Origin of the sequence: Pseudomonas hormoni (assembly GCF_018502625.1) — a bacterium.
GTDB classification, from domain to species: Bacteria; Pseudomonadota; Gammaproteobacteria; order Pseudomonadales; family Pseudomonadaceae; genus Aquipseudomonas; species Aquipseudomonas hormoni.
On record NZ_CP075566.1, the window covers coordinates 1,552,288 to 1,568,369 of the forward strand.

Consider the following 16,082-nt stretch of genomic DNA (forward strand, 5'->3'; position numbering starts at 1 on the left):
ATGGCCTTTTGCCCACAAGGATAAAGTGATGACCCTACGCAATGCGTTCATGAGCCTGATGCTGGTTTGTAGTGCCTCGATCGCACAAGCAGCAGACGATGTTTACAACGAGATTGGTGTGTACATGATGGTCTGCGATAGCCCATCTCAGGCCATAAAGCTGTCCCGGCTTGGATTAAATGAAGACCGTATGCGTGAGTTTGTTCTGGCGGATAACAGCGGGTGTACATTTTGGAAGAGCCCGGCAAGTTATCGAATAGTTCCAGGTACCGCCGCTAACGGCATCGTGCAAATCCAGATCGATAAAGAGAATAGGGGGGCAAATCCAGGGTTGGGCTGGCTGACACAGCAACAACTCGAGTTTGCCTATGGCAAGAATACCAACATGGTGAGGCTGGAAAAGCCGGTCCTTGCGTGTAACACCTTGGAGGGTGCAAAACAGAACATCCCTGCAAGCACGCGCGCAGCCAAAGCTGGAATTGCTATTCTTAGCGCCTCTGACGGTCCCAAAGCTCACCCAACGCAAAACTATGCTTGCACTCGCATCGAACCGGTAACTTATGCAATTGGCTACCTTGACTCAGTCAATTCAGGGTTTGCCCATTACAGGCTTATGGATGCCAAGAATAGCGAGGTGTGGATGAGCAAATTCTGGAAATGAGCAGGCTGGAATATTATAGGATGAGGCTTCGATAAAGCTGTGCTCTCTATGGCAGATACTTAACGCATGCCAATACTAAACGGCCTCCAACTTCATTTTTTGCCATCCGGGCCGACGTCGATCGTCACAAGGCTCTGCCGTCTAACAGGGCCGTTTTCATTCACTCGGGGGTCATCAGCACCGCGAGCGTCAACTTGATGAACTCTTCGTTCTTGTCGATGGTGTCCAGGGCGCCGCGCACGTTGTCGGCAATTTCCGCTGAGCCATGGGCTTCGACCCAATTTGTCAGTTCCATGATCGCCGCCTCGAGGGCCAGCTGGTTTTCGTTGATCTTGAAGAGAAGGGAGGGGAGCAGGTCAGAGTTCGGCATCGGGATTCCTCAGTGGATTGAGGAAAGCGTAGCAGTCAAAAAAGGATTGGCACTCGTTCGGCAGAACGCCGGAGAAGGGGGGTACGACTGTAGGAATATACAACGCTAAGTTATTGATTCTTATAGGGTGATGTGCCTGTTTTGAGAGTATCGAAAATTACCCTATTTCCCTTTCAAATCAATAGATTAAAACTGGCTCCCGGTCACCTTGACATGGTGGCGCCCACTTTTGCAGAACCGCGCCCAGCACATTGGTGTTCCTGGGCGCGGCCAATGCGGTTCCTGTGCACGATCATTTTTGCTTAGGTTCTGCATTTCCTCTTTTCTTTCCGGATTTTCCGCCGGTTTTACTGGGAAGATTCGGTGTTTTTGGTTTGGCGGAATCAGCTGGTTTTGACTTTGAGTTTGGCATTTTCAGACCTCTCGGAACTTGGCAGGATGCCTAACAAATATGAGGCCTTGAGGGGTGAATAAATTCAGAAAGATCGCAGATGATATTGCGCAAAATCACCTCTGGAGGCCGCGTGTTTCCGTTTGCATAAGCACAAAAAAACGGATGTTTTGCCACCATGAAAACAGGCTGTTATCCTTATAAAACAAATGCTTGGGTCAATACAGTCCCCAGCATGGGGTGCTAGGGGTCGAGTGTTCGAATCACTCCGTCCCGACCATATTTTTCAATGACTTAGGCCAATGTTCACAGCATTGGCCTTTTTCATGTGCGTGACATTTGCGGGGAATGCTGACGTTGGGTATCAGGGATTAGCTGATATACGAGAAAGCCTCTCTCGAATGTGAGTTCGCGCCGCTTTTGGCCCTTTTTCGCGCTGCCATTGGCACCAATCCTGTCTGATATTTCTCTTCCTTTCTCAGCTTTTTCGCATGTCAGATAGCCTTGCCAAACGCCCTGTTTCCGGGCGATTAGGGCTGTGAGTTCGCGCCGCTTTTGGCCCTTTTTCGCGCTGCCATTGGCACCAATCCTGTCTGATATTTCTCTTCCTTTCTCAGCTTTTTCGCATGTCAGATAGCCTTGCCAAACGCCCTGTTTCCGGGCGATTAGGGCGTTTTTCCTCACCCGCTCCGCGGCGCTAAACCCTGGAAGCTCAGTTCCGATTCTTCGTTCTTAAAGGTCACCATCCAACATCCGCGAAACAGGCGTGTACGTCACGCGGGCCGTGCCTTTGAAGACAAACGGAAGCACCTTTAGGCCGGACTTCCGATTGTGCGCTAGGGAAACGGAACAGAGCGCGGGGAGGGCGCATCTATTCGAATTGATTGCTGACGGGCTGTGGGCCTTCTGAAGACCCTTTGATTACAAGGCCCAGGGGCCGATTTGGAATCAAACCATCGCGTCCGAGAGCCTGCCTCATACCTCCAAATTCGACGTTTTTGGGCCCAAACCGCAGTGCCAAACAGACCACAAATTCACCCGACTTCTTGCTGTTTTGGTGACAAACCATTTTGCAGGTAGTTGGCACCGATTGAGTGCCGCTGAACCCTCGAAAGATCCGTCGGCCGCGGCTTCTAGCGGTCAGCTCGGAATCTCTTGCAAGGTCCTGGTCGGTGCCAAATCCGCTGCTAACTCACATCGAATAAGGTTCAGTAGTTCGCCCTGCCAGCTGTTTCAGAGAAATGCTGAGTGGCCGCAACTGGTCAGGGTGGGCTTACTTTCTTAACTGCACGGCTCCTTGCCCGGCCACTGTGCCGGTTTTTTCGTTTTCGCCATCCGTCCAATGCTGGGCAATCGAGCGCGATGTGGCTCTCTCACGTTTAAGCACGGATTCACCCGGGCATGAGAGTGGAGTGGCACTATGGAAATTGACGAGAATGCACCTGGCAACGCCGCGCTGGACGGGGGCGCAGCGAGCGCAGGTCCTGCGGAGCATCGCTGACGGCATTCGTGCGCGTCAGGACGAACTGGCCGCCATCGAAGTGCGCGACAACGGCAAGCCGCTGCCGGAAGCGTTGTGGGACATCGCTGACACCTCGGGTTGTTTCGATTTCTATGCCGGGCTCGCCGAAGGCGCGGAACCGCACAGCGAGCAGTCGATCAGCGTACCCGATGAACGTTTCAATCCCTCGGTGATCAAGGAACCGGTCGGCGTGGTCGCCGCGATCATTCCCTGGAATTTCCCGATGCTGATGGCGTCGTGGAAAGTCGCTCCGGCGCTGGCCGCAGGCTGCACGGTGGTGCTGAAACCGTCGGAACTGAAACCGCTGACCGCCCTTGAACTGGCCGGTATTGCTGATCAGGCCGGCTTGCCCGCCGGAGTGCCAAGGCTTTGCCGAGGGTGTGAAGCTCGGGCCGCTGGTCAGCCAGGAGCAACTGGACAAGGTGCTCGATGCCATTGCGGCCGGTCAGCAAGAGGGGGCGCGACTGGTGTCCGGCGGAACACGCCCGGCCCATCTGCAGAAAGGTTATTACCTGACCCCGGCGATATTCGCCGATGTGCTGGAGCACAGTACGGTGTGGCGCGAGGAGATCTTCGGCCCGGTGGTCTGCCTGCGAGCCTTCGACACGGAAGCCGAAGCGATTCGCCTGGCCAACGACTCGCCCTTTGGTCTGGCGGCAGCGGTCATGTCCCGCGATATCCCGCGCTGCGAACGAGTGGCCAGACGCTTTCGTGCCGGGATCGTCTGGGTCAACTGCTCGCAACCGACCTTTGTCGAGGCCCCTTGGGGCGGTTACAAGCAGAGCGGTATCGGGCGCGAGCTGGGTGAGTGGGGCTTCAACAATTACCTCGAGACCAAGCAAATCACCCGATACAACGGCGGACCCTGGGGGTGGTATTTGAACTGAGGCGGCTCAGGGCAGATAGCCAGCAGCCTGGACGAGGTGGTTGTCCTGCCCTGCAACGATGAGATGCATCGGCACATGGGGTTGCTCATCCACGGAAGTGACCTCAAACCCACCCACCACCAGCGGCTGTCGCTCACACATTTCGGTCGACTCTCCCGCCAGTTTTTTCGCCATTTTCGCGTGGTTCGCTGCGATTTCATTGAGAGTTGACACGTTACATCTCCGGGTGCCGGACCCAGCGTAAGGCTGGCGTCCATAAGTATTGATTGATTGGCCGCCACGTCAGAATTCCGTCGTTCCGGGGCAGCTACGGCCTGCGTTTGCAAAGCTTGAGCCAGAGGTTGTTACAATTTCTTGACGGGCGTTTTCAGGCGACGAATGGTGGTCGGTTGCGGGTTCTGAATCGGGCGTAAACTGGCAGGGCTACTTCATCATAAGGAGCCGCAATATGATTGCCGACCGAACGACCGCACAGACGTCCGCGGACAAAGCTGTCTGGGATCAATATTTCTGCGCTGCGCTGATTGCGGAAAGCAATCTGACGGCGCCGGTTGTAGGAGGGGCCACTCATGAGGACAGGCAGAATCTGTTGATTGAAAGAGCCAAGGCGCTCGCTGACAAGATGATGGATACCCGATAAATGAAAAAGCCCGACCTTTTGAGGTTGGGCTTTTTCATGGGCGTCCAGGCTCGGCTATGTCGGGCTGTCGAGTTGATCCAGCGCCCGGTTCACGTTCAGTTCGCCCAACATGATCACTTGGGCAATGCCCAGCAGGGTATTGCGACACGGCCCGTGCGTACGGTCCGCCAGGTCCATGGTCATGACATGGGCTGAGGCCAGTGATTCGCACGCGTGTCCCAGCAGGTCTTCGGTGTTGATGAGTGGGTCGAGGGTGTACATCGTACTAGGTGCGCGCGGGGTGGCTCGGATCTCGGCGGCGGAGGGGGCAGCTTCCGGTGGGTTGGGTGTTTGTTTGATATTGGTGAAACTCCTAATTGAAATTAAGGAGCCTTCACCCCCTCGCTACCAAACGGAGGGTGGCGGCCATACGGAGGTTGGTAGACCGGTAATTAGGAACCCGGCGCCCCCGAAGGAGCCCTGCGCATGGCCACCATAAAACAGAGACCGGACAGGTCTGCAAACGGTGCGCTACGCACCTAATTAATCCGGGCTACCAAACCCGATCACTGTTTTTTCAGTGACCGACCAACGATAGAACCCAGGCCCAAGGCGCACAAGCCGGCGGATTCTGGCGTAACCGTAGGCAATTACGCAAGGCGCTGTAGCTTTCGCGAAGTAACCGGTGAGGCTTTTAAACATGGGCGTGTTTAACAGATTGAATCAATATCCAGCGTGTGCGGCGCCCCGATGGTGTGCCCATAGATCGAAGCCGTCAGCGCGTCCCCCTCAGGGTCTTCCGGCGCCATGGCGAACGGGTCTTTAACCTTGTTCTCAGGATGTGCCAGCCAGCGCGCCACGTTAGCCTTCAGTTGTTCAGGCTGTTCCAGCAGCGACCCGTAAAGCGCGTGTGCCGTCACCCTCTCTTCACGCACGCGTTTCAAGCGATCGACTGTGATTGCAATCCTGCTTTTTTCCAGGCCGAGTGCTCGGATGTTGTTCTCCTGGGTGCGCGCGTAAGCCTCCGAACGCGCCGGTATTCCACGTTCTATCTCCCGTAACTGTGTGGTGATTCGTGCCAGCGAATTCGCGACCCAATTGAACTCAAGGTCCGTAACCCGCGAACGCTTGTCCTCGTGCGCTTGCCGCCACCGCAGCAGAACCGCCCAACACGCCGGAACATATCCGCCGGCCATCAAATGATTTCCGGCCTGGAAGATCTGCGCCAGCAATGGTGGCCGATGGGGCAACCCGTTTTTCTGCTGAATCGCCAAGCTGCAAGCCGCATGTTGGGTGATGGTGTCGCAGCCGGGTTCCCACAGGATCGCGGACTTTTTCCCACGCTCAAACTCCACAGGCATGAAGTGCCGTAACGAACCATGGTGATCGTACGGCTCGCCTGTCCAGTTAGTAATGCCCGCAAAAAACACCGACAATCCGAGCGGCACGTTGACAAACGTCAACGCCAACCCCGTTCCAAAAACATCGGCCTTAGTGTCCATCCACGTACCCGGCACGCTTGGCACCGGGTCGTTGTGGTTGACGATGCGGTGATGCACCAGGTCTTTCGCGCCTTCGACGAATTTGGCATCGCCAGCGCGGGGTGCGCCGTAAGTGTAGAGCTGGAGGGTGTAGTCGAAACCCGGGCGACGACGCAGCATTTCGGAGAGCAGCACTGCAACGGCGCCACCGAGGCTGTGGCCGCATATGATGAGCTTCTGTCCGGCGTAAAATTTTTCGAGGTATTTAACGACGAACTCATAGGCAGTTTGTGCGGATTCATAGAAACCTCGATGCACTTTGCTGTCTGTGTCTTCAAATGGCACTTGGAATGCATCTGCATCGCGTAGTCCATCCGCTAGAAGTTCATAAGTGCCACGTACCGCGATCAGTATCAGTTCATCGTTGTGAGTGATGAACGCTTGAGTATCAGTCGCGTCACTACCTAGCGTCCTGTCATCGAGAAAGTGAATTTTTGCAGGATGTTCCTGATCGCCATCTTGCTTGAGTTTGTTGACCTCATAGAGGCCCGGATCGAAAGGCACGATTTCCAGGCGTTTGGAGTACGGCACGTCCTCATACAGTGGGTAGAAGGCTTGTTTTTGCGCGGCATCGACACGCCACAACTCATCAGACTTGGCCAGCGCATCGCCGAACCAATTTCCCACGCTGGGTTGTATAGGGAAGGTCACGGTCGTCGTTTTTACCGGATGACCGTCAGGCTGCTGCCCGAAAGGGCAATAACTCAGCGTGGCCATCAGCGCGAGCTGGTAGAGATTCAGCGCACAAAACTCCGGGTCGGTCGACAGCATCGGTCGCAACGCTCGCAGAGGGCGCACTTCCAGAACCGTGTGTTTAAGGGGCATCAGCGCAACGCCTAGCTTCCCATGTTCACCCATGGTTCTCGCACGGTTCGGGCTATGGGGATAATGACGATAGACCTCGGGTGGCAGGTGTGAGACATACTTGACCAAGTGACGTACTTCTACTTGGAGGAACTCATCCGCGCAGGCTTGTGCCGGGTTTGTCCGGGTGCGGGTGGAGTTTTGATTCAGATAGCGGGTTTGTTCGGCTCGGACTTGAAGTTCAGTTATTTTGAGTGGGTAGTGAGGTCTTTCCTGTAGAAAAACATAGTTTTTTTCACTACCTTCGTACGGTTGATTGAGCAAAACTGCTACAGGCCCTGCAGAGTGATTTGTGATTGTGGCTGTACCAGTAATATCCAAGTGGCCGCTGTATTTAATACCTTCCGAGTCAGTCGCTGTAAAAGCTAAGCCAGCGTAAGGCTCACCTGATCCGAATTCATTGACCAGCTGAAAAGTGCTCCATTTGCTTTGTAACGGACAGGCGAGCACGCGACTGCTCAAGCGTAATTCCAACTCTCTATCCAATGACGTCATTTCAAATTCTCCTTATTCTGTGCAGCCCGGGTAAATGGTGCATTGGCGTCCGTCCGGCATGCGAAAACTGCTGAAGTCCTTGTCGTTTCCAAAGCAAAAGGCGTATTGGTCTTCAAAGTTGTCTCCCATGCAGCGTTTCCAGCCGCCAGTCACATTGACCCAGGTGTCGCCAATGGCGGGGCGCTCTTCATCAGCCAACGTGATCTTCATCTTCACGGTCTTACCCGGTAGCTGATCGAGGCTGTACCCCGAAACTGGGCGGCCTCGTTCCGGCTCTCCTCGGGCGTTCGCTGCTTTGCAATCAAGGATTTTGACAATGCGTCGCTGCGCACCTGAAGTGCGAAACAGCCACTGACAATGGCCGTAGAAAGTGCTTTCGCCGGCGTCACTGAACGTGCCTTTGTACTCTTCCTCCAGGTCATCGCGGATGATGACCATTGCACTGTCCCCACCGAAGTCCCCCCGATGTGTCCAATAGGAAGCGTTGATATCCAGCTTGATACGCCTGATCACTAGCGGACAGCCACTGACTGTCCGGTACATGGCAATTTCAGAATCCGGCGTGTAACTTTCACGCCACTTCATGTTGTAGCCGACGGCCGTATTTCTTCCGCCCGGCACGGTGCAGGTTTCTCCATTGGCGGGCACATACTCGGCGATAGCCTTGTAGGCAAAGTTGGGCGGAAAATCGGCGGTTAAGATAAATGTGTCCGGCTGACTCTTGGCACAGCCGGTGATTAATGTGATGTAGAAACTCAAAGCAGAAAGTTTCAACAGCAACTTTTGCTGAGAAGAAAAGATTGGCATGTGATTAATGTCCTTATTCCGTGCAGCCGGGATATATGGTGCAGATACGTCCATCCGGAGTTTGAAAGTCCGTGAATTTCGATTCGGAGTGGCTACATGCTCCTTCGCCTAGCGATTTCGATATAGGGGCGCAGGGTTTCCAACCACTCTCTGACTTTATCCAGTTCTTCGGAAATAGCGGTCGTTCATTTTGTGTTATGCGGTATATATATCGAACAGGCGTGCGCCTAAGCTCGTCGAACGAAATTTCTTTATGTAAGTCGGGTTGATGTAAGATGTTTTCCAAAAGTTGCCATTGTTCATTGGCTTTTTTGCAAGGTAAGTACATAGATATTTTTTTGATGTCATTAGTCGCGGCCTTTATAACGAAACTAGGGTCGCATAAATTTCTGATGGTTTTTTCTCCGAGAGTGTTTTTATTAGTTTTTTGAGTAGTGCTTATAATGTCTAGGGAAGTGCTGGATCCTCGGTTGTTTGTGGACTCAATTTCGGTTTTCAATCCAGAGAGATGCATCGTGCAAGTGCCAATGTGATAGGTAAGTGGAACTTTGAATTTTATAGCTTGTTCTAAGTTTCTTGTTTCGGATTTTTCAAATTTTTGTTTGCTGTCTCGAGTGTAGTAGCCGCCGGTGCCAACGCCATAGAATTGGCAATTTTCCGGGATGCGAGGCTTATAGTAAGCTGTGTAAGAAGCGTAAAAATTCGCAGGTGTCTCAACTATTATGGTTGCACGTCGAATCCCGTAATGGCTGGTTAGCTCCATCGCCCCTTCTTTTATGAATAGTAAGCCCCAAGTACAACCAGTCAGTAGAGGCAAAGTCAGACTTAGTAAAAGTAGTTTCATTTTCCGACCTGTATTTTTAATAGTGTGGTGGGGTTGTCCGAAGTAATGACGCGCGTCTGATTCATATCGGACCCTTCCCCCGCCAAAACCCCACCAACTGCCGCACCCGTTCAAAGTGCTCCACCGGACTCTCATCACCCCGCACCTCCCACTCTGGCGGCAACGCAAACCCCGGCGCCTGCAAGCTCTGAATCAACAGAAACTCCAACTGCTCCGGCTCCAGCCATCCCCACGTGTCTGCCAGTGCGAGGCGCTCACGCAACCACGCATCAGGGTCATGCTCTTCGGCAAGATTGGCGTAGGCCTCAACGTGCTCGGCCAGCAAATAACGATGGGCGTTGAGCCGGCGAATTTCCGAGGCCTGCGGGTGGGGCAGGGGTGTGCGCAACCAGAGTGGTTTGTCGGGCACGGGATACGTGCCGGGGGCAGGGTTTTGAGCGGTGTTCCAGGCTGCGCCGTCCCAGTAGCAGACGCTGATCGCCGGCCCAAGAAAGGCCGGATATTCTTCAGGCGGTAGATGTTTTAGCGCGCGGCTCAACACTCGGTTGTCGTGAAACCGGTACAGCGCCTGATAGGGACGTGTCTCGACAATCAACCGTTGTTGCCAGTGATGGACCAACCCGCGCAAGGCACCTCTTTCCACGCTCGCGAGCCAGCCCCAGTTGCGCTCGGGATGATCCAGCAGGTCGTCGAGGCGCCGGTTACCGGACTGTTCCAGCGTGAAGATGAACGGACCGGCATCGGCCAGGTTCGCGAGGGTTGTTGCGTTGTAGACGCTCAGGTAGTGGTCATGTCCGCTGGACTTCACCAACAGCTGACGTGTGTCGCGCTCGTTCTGCGAGTCCAGCACCAGGCACAGTTCGTGGCCCAGGCGGCGCTGTTCGTTCATCCATTGGCGGGGGAGCGTGTTGATCATGCGGCGGCTCCTTCCGTCAGGCAGACGCCATCACGGCAGGCTTCGCAGATCGGGCAGAGATCCGCCGCCAACGCGTTGCTTGCCGCCATCAATTTCGGCTGGGACGACGCGAGCATCGGCGGCAGTTCGGGTGGCACAGATAGGCCATCAACTGACCGAGACATGGCAAGTGAGGCGGCTGGCGCGCGCATGGGAGTGCCGCCGATCTGGAGTTCGCTGCTGCCGAAAATCCCGCCGCAGCCCACCACGATGTGTTCGCCACCGGCGTCCAGCGTGATGCTGGACCCTGCCTTCAGAATCAAGTGATCGCCCGCTTCGACAACAATCAACCGGCCAGCGCCTAACGCCAGCGTTTGATCGACGCAGGTGTGACTATTTCCGGCAACTTTCAGGTAGTCGTTGGCATTGAGATGTATGTGCCGATCACCGGTTGTGGTTCGATGTTCCTTGGCTTGCAGTAAGGTAGAGCTGTCGCCCTTGACGATGGTGCGCAGCTCGTTGCCGACCTCCAGACGGCTGTCGTTCTCTATCCGTTGTTCCATGTCTCGCTGGGCGCGCAGGTAAATCAACTCCTGGCCGGCACGGTCTTCAATGTGCACTTCATTGAACCCCGTGCTGTCCGGTGAACTGCGGGAGCGGAATACGCTGCGGGTTTTGTTGTCGGGTAATTCGTAGGGCACCGGGTTGGCGCTGTTGTACAGGCAGCCGCTGATTTCGGGGTGATCGGGGTCGCCGTTCTGAAAACTGACCTGCACCTCCATGCCGACTCTCGGCACGGCGAAGCCGCCAAAGGCGTTGCCGGCCAAAAGGGAGGAAACCCGCAGCCAGCAGCTGCTTTTATCATCGTGGCGACCTTCGCGATCCCAGAAGAATTGCACCTTGACCCGACCGTAGTCGTCGCAGTGGATTTCCTCGCCTTTCGGGCCGGTGACCACGGCGCTTTGAACGCCGGCGATTCGTGGTTTGTCGTGGGGCAGCGGCGAGCGGTAGATCACGTCCCAAGGCGTGGCGAGGAACTGGTTGCGATAACCCTGAAAGCCGTTGTCACCGCCCGTGCCGGTGTAGTCCGCGTACTTTTGCAGGACTTGCGGTTGTGCGCCTTCATGGTCGATTTCGGTCAGCAACCACAGGTCGTTCCATTCTTCGTCCGGATGTTCGGACAGCGGCAGGAAATGACCGGAGAGCAGCATCGGTTGATCGCTTTTGCCTCGCGCCACCCGGTTCTCGGCGCCGTGACGTTCCTGTTCGCGTCGACTCAACAGCTTGCCGCGATCTCTCTGGGTAAAACGACCGGGGTACTGGTAATCCTCCAGATCCGGTTGAGCCCTGGACCTATCGGACCTGCTCTCGGCCTCCAGCAAAATCCGCGCTTTGTTGAAGTCGTAATCGCGGCGAGTGGTGCGGTTGGTGCCGGCTCGTACTTGCACGTCAAAGTGCTTGATCACCGGCGTTTCGGCGACCAGGCCATTGTCGTGTTTAAAGCGTGTCGGACGGTCGAGCCGGGGAAACACAGTCTGGTCGTCGCCGAACACCATCACATGTTTTTCGCGGCTGTGCTGGAAGTGGTAGTGCAGGCCTTCTTCCTGGCAGAGGCGTTCTATGAACACTCTGTCAGACTCCTTGTACTGAACGCAGTACTCGCGATCCGGGTAAACGCTGCCCAGTTGAAACTGGTGGAAGTCACGATGGATCCCGTGGTTTTCCAACACCTGCGCAATGATTTTCGGGACGGTCATTTGCTGGAAGATGCGGCAATTGATGCGGTGGTCCAGGTACGTCAACCGGGGCACCAGCGTCACGCTGTAGCGGGTGAGACCATTGCCGAGACTGCCTTTGCCCACGCCATGAATTTGCCCGTGAATGCCGTCGCCGGAGCCGTTGAAAGCGAGAAAGGCTAGCTTGTGCAGCAGATCATTCTGGTTCAGGTCTCGACTGTCGCTGACCAGTTCGATCTCAAAGGCGTAGGGCTGGCTGATGCATTCTTTGCCGGTGAATTTGAGCACCTGAAGGTCATGTTGAATGTCGTGGATCGTGAGGCTGAAACGGGCGCGGGGATCTGCGTTGAGCATCCAGGTTTCCTTTTCCTGTGGCGTGGTAAAGGCTTCGGGACGTTGATGCACGCCTGCATATGACCTTCCATGGTCAACACAACCAAACTCCCCGGAGCCGGGTCAGTGCAACTTATCAGGGGTTAACAGGCGTTGATGTGAGGTGCCTTGGAAATTGAGCATTTCAGAGTTTTCCGACCCCGGTTCCGGCTTAATCCGTAGGAACCAGGCCCGTAAGACCGCCATCGCCAGCAGGCTGGCTCCCACAGGTTTTGTGTAACCCCCCCAATCCCGAGCGCACCCCCGATCCTCAGGAGCCGGCTTGCCAGCGATAGCGCCCGCAAGACCGCCATCGCCAGCAAGCCGGCTCCTACGGGTTTTGTGTAAGCCGCAGGAGCAGGTCAAATCTCATATTTCTAAAAGGTATAAATAGATAATTATATATTCCTTTTAATGTTGAATCATGAGGTGCACTTTGAACGCCTGCCCATCCGTTCGGATGCGTTCGACTTCACACAGGAAGCTTCAACATGACCATCAAAGCGATCAACGTCCGCAACCAGTTCAAGGGCGTCATCAAGGAAATCGTCGAAGGCGAAGTGGTCTCGGAAATCGATGTGCAAACCGCCTCCGGGATCGTCACTTCGGTGATCACCACCCGCTCGGTGCGAGACCTTGAATTGAAGGTGGGGAGCGAGGTGATCGCTTTCGTCAAATCCACCGAAGTCTCGATTGCGAAGCTCTGAATCGACCTTCAGGAAAAGGACAATCCCTGGCTCGCGCGAATCAGGTCGTAGGCTTTTCGCGCAATCAGGTTGGCGGTGTTTGGCCGGATCCACAGGTAGTAGGTGACCTCCGGCAGTCGCGGCAACCCGCCGTTTTCACCCAGCACGCGCATGTCCGGGCCAAGCATTTCCATGCTTCGGGGGGGGCGAAAGTTCTGATCACCGTCGCCGACACCCAGGACCGCAACAGCGCAGCGGATCGTTCATTGAATCCGGTGTTGCGCCTGCATATCGGGCTGGAGGATGTCGAGGCGTTGATCGAGGATCTGCAGCGCGGGTTTGCGGCGGCTGCGTCAACCTGACACCTGCTTCCAGTCGAGGTCAAAGCGTGCCAGGTATTTGCGCAGTCGATCAGCATCATTCGGCTGCGCCTTTGCCTGGCGTGACACTCCAAACAACCGTCGACCTGCATCGGACAGGCTGTCTGCCTGACGGCAAATGTCGAGGACAGCCTTGAGTTGCAGGCGGTCAAACAGGTCGATCTCGACGTTATCGCCGAGGCATCGGTCCAGCCCGTCATCCGGTTGCGCCAGGCCCCAGGCATAACGCAGGCGATCAATTTCTTCCTGAACCTGGGTTTCATCGATTCGCCCGCTGTCGGCTAATGTCGCCATGCGGGTGATGGAGGCCGACAGCTCTCGGAAGTTGCCCAGCCACGCGGCTTCACTTGAGCTGGCGAAGGCCAGGTAGCGGCGTCGTGCTTCGAGATTGAAGCGCACCATGTGACCTTGTTCCCGGGCGTGGCGTTCGAGCTCGAAATCGATGTTCGGCTCGATGTCTTCGCGACGCCCGGCCAGGCCGGGGAGGTCGAATGTCCATAGGTTGATGCGCGCATACAAGTCTTCGCGAAACAGGCCTTCGGCTACGCGGCTGCGCAAGTCGCGGTGGGTGCCGGCGATGATCAGGAAATCGCTCTCCACTTCCTTGTCCGATCCCAAAGGGAAGAAGCGTTTCTCTTCGATGGCCTTGAGCAGCATGGCTTGCTCATCAGCGCCCAATTCACCGATTTCATCCAGAAACAGCATGCCTCCATCGGCGGCACGCAGCAGACCGTCACGAGCGTTTTGCGCGCCGGTGAACGCGCCTTTGATATGGCCGAAGAGGGTCGACATGGCGCCGTCACCGCGCAGTGTGGCGCAGTTCACTTCGACGAAACGGCCCTGTATCTGGTGGCGACTGCGCTTGAGTTCATAGATGCGACGGGCCAGAAAGGATTTGCCTGCGCCGGTCGGGCCGATCAGCAGCATTGGCGCTCGCGAGCGCACCGCCACGCGCTCGATTTGCTCGATGGAGCGGTTGAACGCGGCGTTTCGGGTGGCGATCCCGGATTTGAGAAAAGCCAGGCCTTCCAGGCGTTTATGGGCGAAGCGCGTGGCAATACGGTCGTAGCGCGACAGATCGAGATCGATCAGGGCGTGGGTGCCGATGGCGCGCGCCTGCTCGTTAAGCCGGCGAACGGGAGAGGTCTGGATCAGCCTTGCCGGCAGGTAGCGCGCTTCGGTGAGCAAGAACCAGCAAATCTGCGCCACGTGGGTCCCGGTGGTGATGTGCACCAGGTAGTCCTCGCGTTCGGTGTCGAAACGATAGGCAGTGGTGAAGTCGTGCAGTGCGCCGTACACCTCTTCGAAATCCCACGGGTTGCGCAGCGACATCGGGTGCAAGTGCACTTCAGTCTCCGGCGAGACCTGACGGATATCTTCGCGAACACGCTCGGCCAGGCTGACGTCGCGGGCATCGATACCATGGATCAGCTCGAGCCGATGAATCACCACATCCTGTTGCTGGCACAGGCCCACACTCGGTCGCCAGTGACTCCAGCGATTGGCGCCTTTGCCAACGCGGTCGAGTGTAGAACCGATAAATCCGATGGCGACCGTGGGCTTCCTTGACATGCTTGTACCAAAAGATAAATGACGATAATGATGGATAAATAATAGACGGCGGATTTGTCCAAATCTTGAGGCGTTTTGTTTTGTTGTAATTAAAAATACATATAAAAAAACGAGTTAATAATAAAGTTTGTCGTAGGGATGAAGCTGGCACGTCGACTGCAATACTCCAGGCCAACGCCGAATGCTCGGCCAATAGAAAGAATCGAAATCATGCAAGAACATACCTACCAACTGCTGGAAGTCGCCAACGGCAAACCGATCAAACTCTGGACCGAAGGTGTCCCGGTAGAAAACGAAGCCAAACAGCAATTGATGAACACTGCAAAAATGCCGTTCATCTTCAAGCACCTGGCGGTGATGCCGGATGTGCATTTGGGCAAGGGCTCGACCATCGGCAGCGTGATTCCTACCGTTGGGGCAATCATTCCGGCTGCTGTGGGAGTGGATATCGGTTGCGGCATGATCGCCGCGCGCACATCGCTGACTGCCAGTGATTTGCCGGACAACCTGCACGGCCTGCGTTGCGCGATAGAAAAAGCGGTGCCTCACGGTCGCACATCCACGCGTTCTCGCCGGGACAAGGGCGCCTGGGACGATATCCCGCAACAAGCGGATCAGGCCTGGGCGGCACTGGACCCGCGGTTCAAGGCGATCACCGACAAATACCCGAAGCTGGGCAACACCAACAACCGTGGGCATTTGGGCACGTTGGGCAGCGGCAACCACTTCATCGAGGTGTGTCTGGATGAAGCCAATCGGATCTGGTTCATGCTGCACAGTGGATCCCGTGGGGTAGGCAACGCCATTGGCAACCTGTTCATTCAGTTGGCCCAGGCAGATATGCGTCAGCACATCGCCAACCTGCCGGATCGTGACCTGGCCTACTTCGAGGAAGGCAGCCAACACTTCGATGATTACGTTGAAGCGGTCGGTTGGGCCCAGGACTTCGCCAGGCAGAACCGCGCGTTGATGATGCAAGCGGTGATTCAAGCGACACGAAAGGTGATCAGCAAGCCTTTTGAGGTTGCCCTGGAAGCGGTGAACTGCCACCACAACTATGTGCAAAAAGAGCGGCATTTTGGTGAAAACATTCTGGTCACCCGAAAAGGTGCAGTGTCGGCGAAGAAGGGCGAACTGGGGATTATTCCGGGATCGATGGGCGCAAAAAGCTTCATCGTCCGCGGGCTCGGTAACGAGGAATCGTTCTGCTCTTGCAGCCACGGCGCCGGTCGCACCATGAGCCGCACCAAAGCGAAAAACATGTTCACCGTCGAAGATCAGATCCGAGCCACTGCCCACGTGGAGTGCCGCAAGGATGCTGCTGTCATCGATGAAATACCGATGGCCTACAAGGACATCGACCAAGTCATGCACGCCCAGCGCGAGCTGGTAGAAGTGCTGCACACCTTGCGTCAGGTGGTGTGCGTAAAAGGATAGAGA

Annotated in this window: 13 protein-coding genes and 2 pseudogenes; 5 read left to right on the top strand and 10 right to left on the bottom strand. The window is 55.7% G+C overall.

Annotated features, from left to right (window positions below; translation table 11 throughout):
• The first annotated feature begins 28 nt into the window (after positions 1 to 28).
• Positions 29 to 661, top strand: a complete 633-nt coding sequence (locus tag KJF94_RS07340; RefSeq protein WP_214382261.1) for a hypothetical protein — start codon at positions 29 to 31, stop codon at positions 659 to 661.
• A gap of 160 nt (positions 662 to 821) precedes the next feature.
• Here KJF94_RS07340 and KJF94_RS07345 read toward each other — a convergent pair whose 3' ends face one another.
• Positions 822 to 1,031 (bottom strand): hypothetical protein, encoded by a 210-nt coding sequence (locus KJF94_RS07345; RefSeq protein WP_214382262.1) that lies wholly within the window; start codon positions 1,029 to 1,031, stop codon positions 822 to 824.
• A 1,851-nt stretch (positions 1,032 to 2,882) separates the two neighbouring features.
• Here KJF94_RS07345 and KJF94_RS07350 point away from each other — a divergent pair.
• Positions 2,883 to 3,831: pseudogene (locus tag KJF94_RS07350) on the top strand (aldehyde dehydrogenase family protein); the annotation flags it as partial.
• A 6-nt stretch (positions 3,832 to 3,837) separates the two neighbouring features.
• Here KJF94_RS07350 and KJF94_RS07355 read toward each other — a convergent pair.
• Positions 3,838 to 4,044 (bottom strand): hypothetical protein, encoded by a 207-nt coding sequence (locus tag KJF94_RS07355; RefSeq protein ID WP_214382263.1) that lies wholly within the window; start codon positions 4,042 to 4,044, stop codon positions 3,838 to 3,840.
• A 235-nt stretch (positions 4,045 to 4,279) separates the two neighbouring features.
• On the opposite strand from KJF94_RS07355, the gene KJF94_RS07360 reads away from it, so the two are divergent.
• Positions 4,280 to 4,471 (top strand): hypothetical protein, encoded by a 192-nt coding sequence (locus tag KJF94_RS07360; RefSeq protein WP_214382264.1) that lies wholly within the window; start codon positions 4,280 to 4,282, stop codon positions 4,469 to 4,471.
• A 54-nt stretch (positions 4,472 to 4,525) separates the two neighbouring features.
• Here the strand turns inward: KJF94_RS07360 and KJF94_RS07365 are convergent, their stop codons facing one another.
• From KJF94_RS07365 to KJF94_RS07390, 6 genes are all read right to left on the bottom strand, one after another.
• A complete protein-coding gene (locus KJF94_RS07365; RefSeq protein WP_214384764.1) occupies positions 4,526 to 4,810 on the bottom strand; it encodes a DUF6124 family protein in 285 nt (94 codons plus the stop codon).
• Positions 4,811 to 5,160: 350 nt separating this feature from the next.
• Positions 5,161 to 7,350: a lipase family protein gene (locus KJF94_RS07370; protein ID WP_214382265.1), complete on the bottom strand. Its 2,190-nt coding sequence runs from the start codon at positions 7,348 to 7,350 to the stop codon at positions 5,161 to 5,163.
• Positions 7,351 to 7,362: 12 nt separating this feature from the next.
• The gene (locus KJF94_RS07375) at positions 7,363 to 8,157 is read right to left on the bottom strand and encodes a hypothetical protein (RefSeq protein ID WP_214382266.1); all 795 of its coding nucleotides are present in this window, start codon (positions 8,155 to 8,157) and stop codon (positions 7,363 to 7,365) included.
• Positions 8,158 to 8,170: 13 nt separating this feature from the next.
• Positions 8,171 to 9,001, bottom strand: coding sequence for a hypothetical protein (locus KJF94_RS07380; RefSeq protein ID WP_214382268.1), 831 nt, complete (start codon positions 8,999 to 9,001; stop codon positions 8,171 to 8,173).
• 61 nt (positions 9,002 to 9,062) lie between these two features.
• Entirely contained in the window at positions 9,063 to 9,917 is an 855-nt protein-coding gene (locus tag KJF94_RS07385; protein WP_214382270.1) for a DUF4123 domain-containing protein, read from the bottom strand.
• Positions 9,914 to 11,986: a type VI secretion system Vgr family protein gene (locus KJF94_RS07390; RefSeq protein WP_214384766.1), complete on the bottom strand. Its 2,073-nt coding sequence runs from the start codon at positions 11,984 to 11,986 to the stop codon at positions 9,914 to 9,916. The genes KJF94_RS07385 and KJF94_RS07390 overlap by 4 nt, the downstream gene beginning before the upstream one ends.
• A gap of 509 nt (positions 11,987 to 12,495) precedes the next feature.
• On the opposite strand from KJF94_RS07390, the gene KJF94_RS07395 reads away from it, so the two are divergent.
• Positions 12,496 to 12,711 (top strand): TOBE domain-containing protein, encoded by a 216-nt coding sequence (locus KJF94_RS07395; protein WP_038983759.1) that lies wholly within the window; start codon positions 12,496 to 12,498, stop codon positions 12,709 to 12,711.
• Positions 12,712 to 12,719: 8 nt separating this feature from the next.
• Here KJF94_RS07395 and KJF94_RS07400 read toward each other — a convergent pair.
• Both KJF94_RS07400 and rtcR read right to left on the bottom strand, forming a co-directional pair.
• Positions 12,720 to 12,893: pseudogene (locus tag KJF94_RS07400) on the bottom strand (LysR substrate-binding domain-containing protein); the annotation flags it as partial.
• A gap of 150 nt (positions 12,894 to 13,043) precedes the next feature.
• Entirely contained in the window at positions 13,044 to 14,642 is a 1,599-nt protein-coding gene (gene rtcR / locus KJF94_RS07410) for an RNA repair transcriptional activator RtcR (protein WP_214382272.1), read from the bottom strand.
• A 210-nt stretch (positions 14,643 to 14,852) separates the two neighbouring features.
• On the opposite strand from rtcR, the gene KJF94_RS07415 reads away from it, so the two are divergent.
• Positions 14,853 to 16,079, top strand: a complete 1,227-nt coding sequence (locus KJF94_RS07415) for an RtcB family protein (RefSeq protein WP_214382274.1) — start codon at positions 14,853 to 14,855, stop codon at positions 16,077 to 16,079.
• Positions 16,080 to 16,082 lie beyond the last annotated feature (3 nt).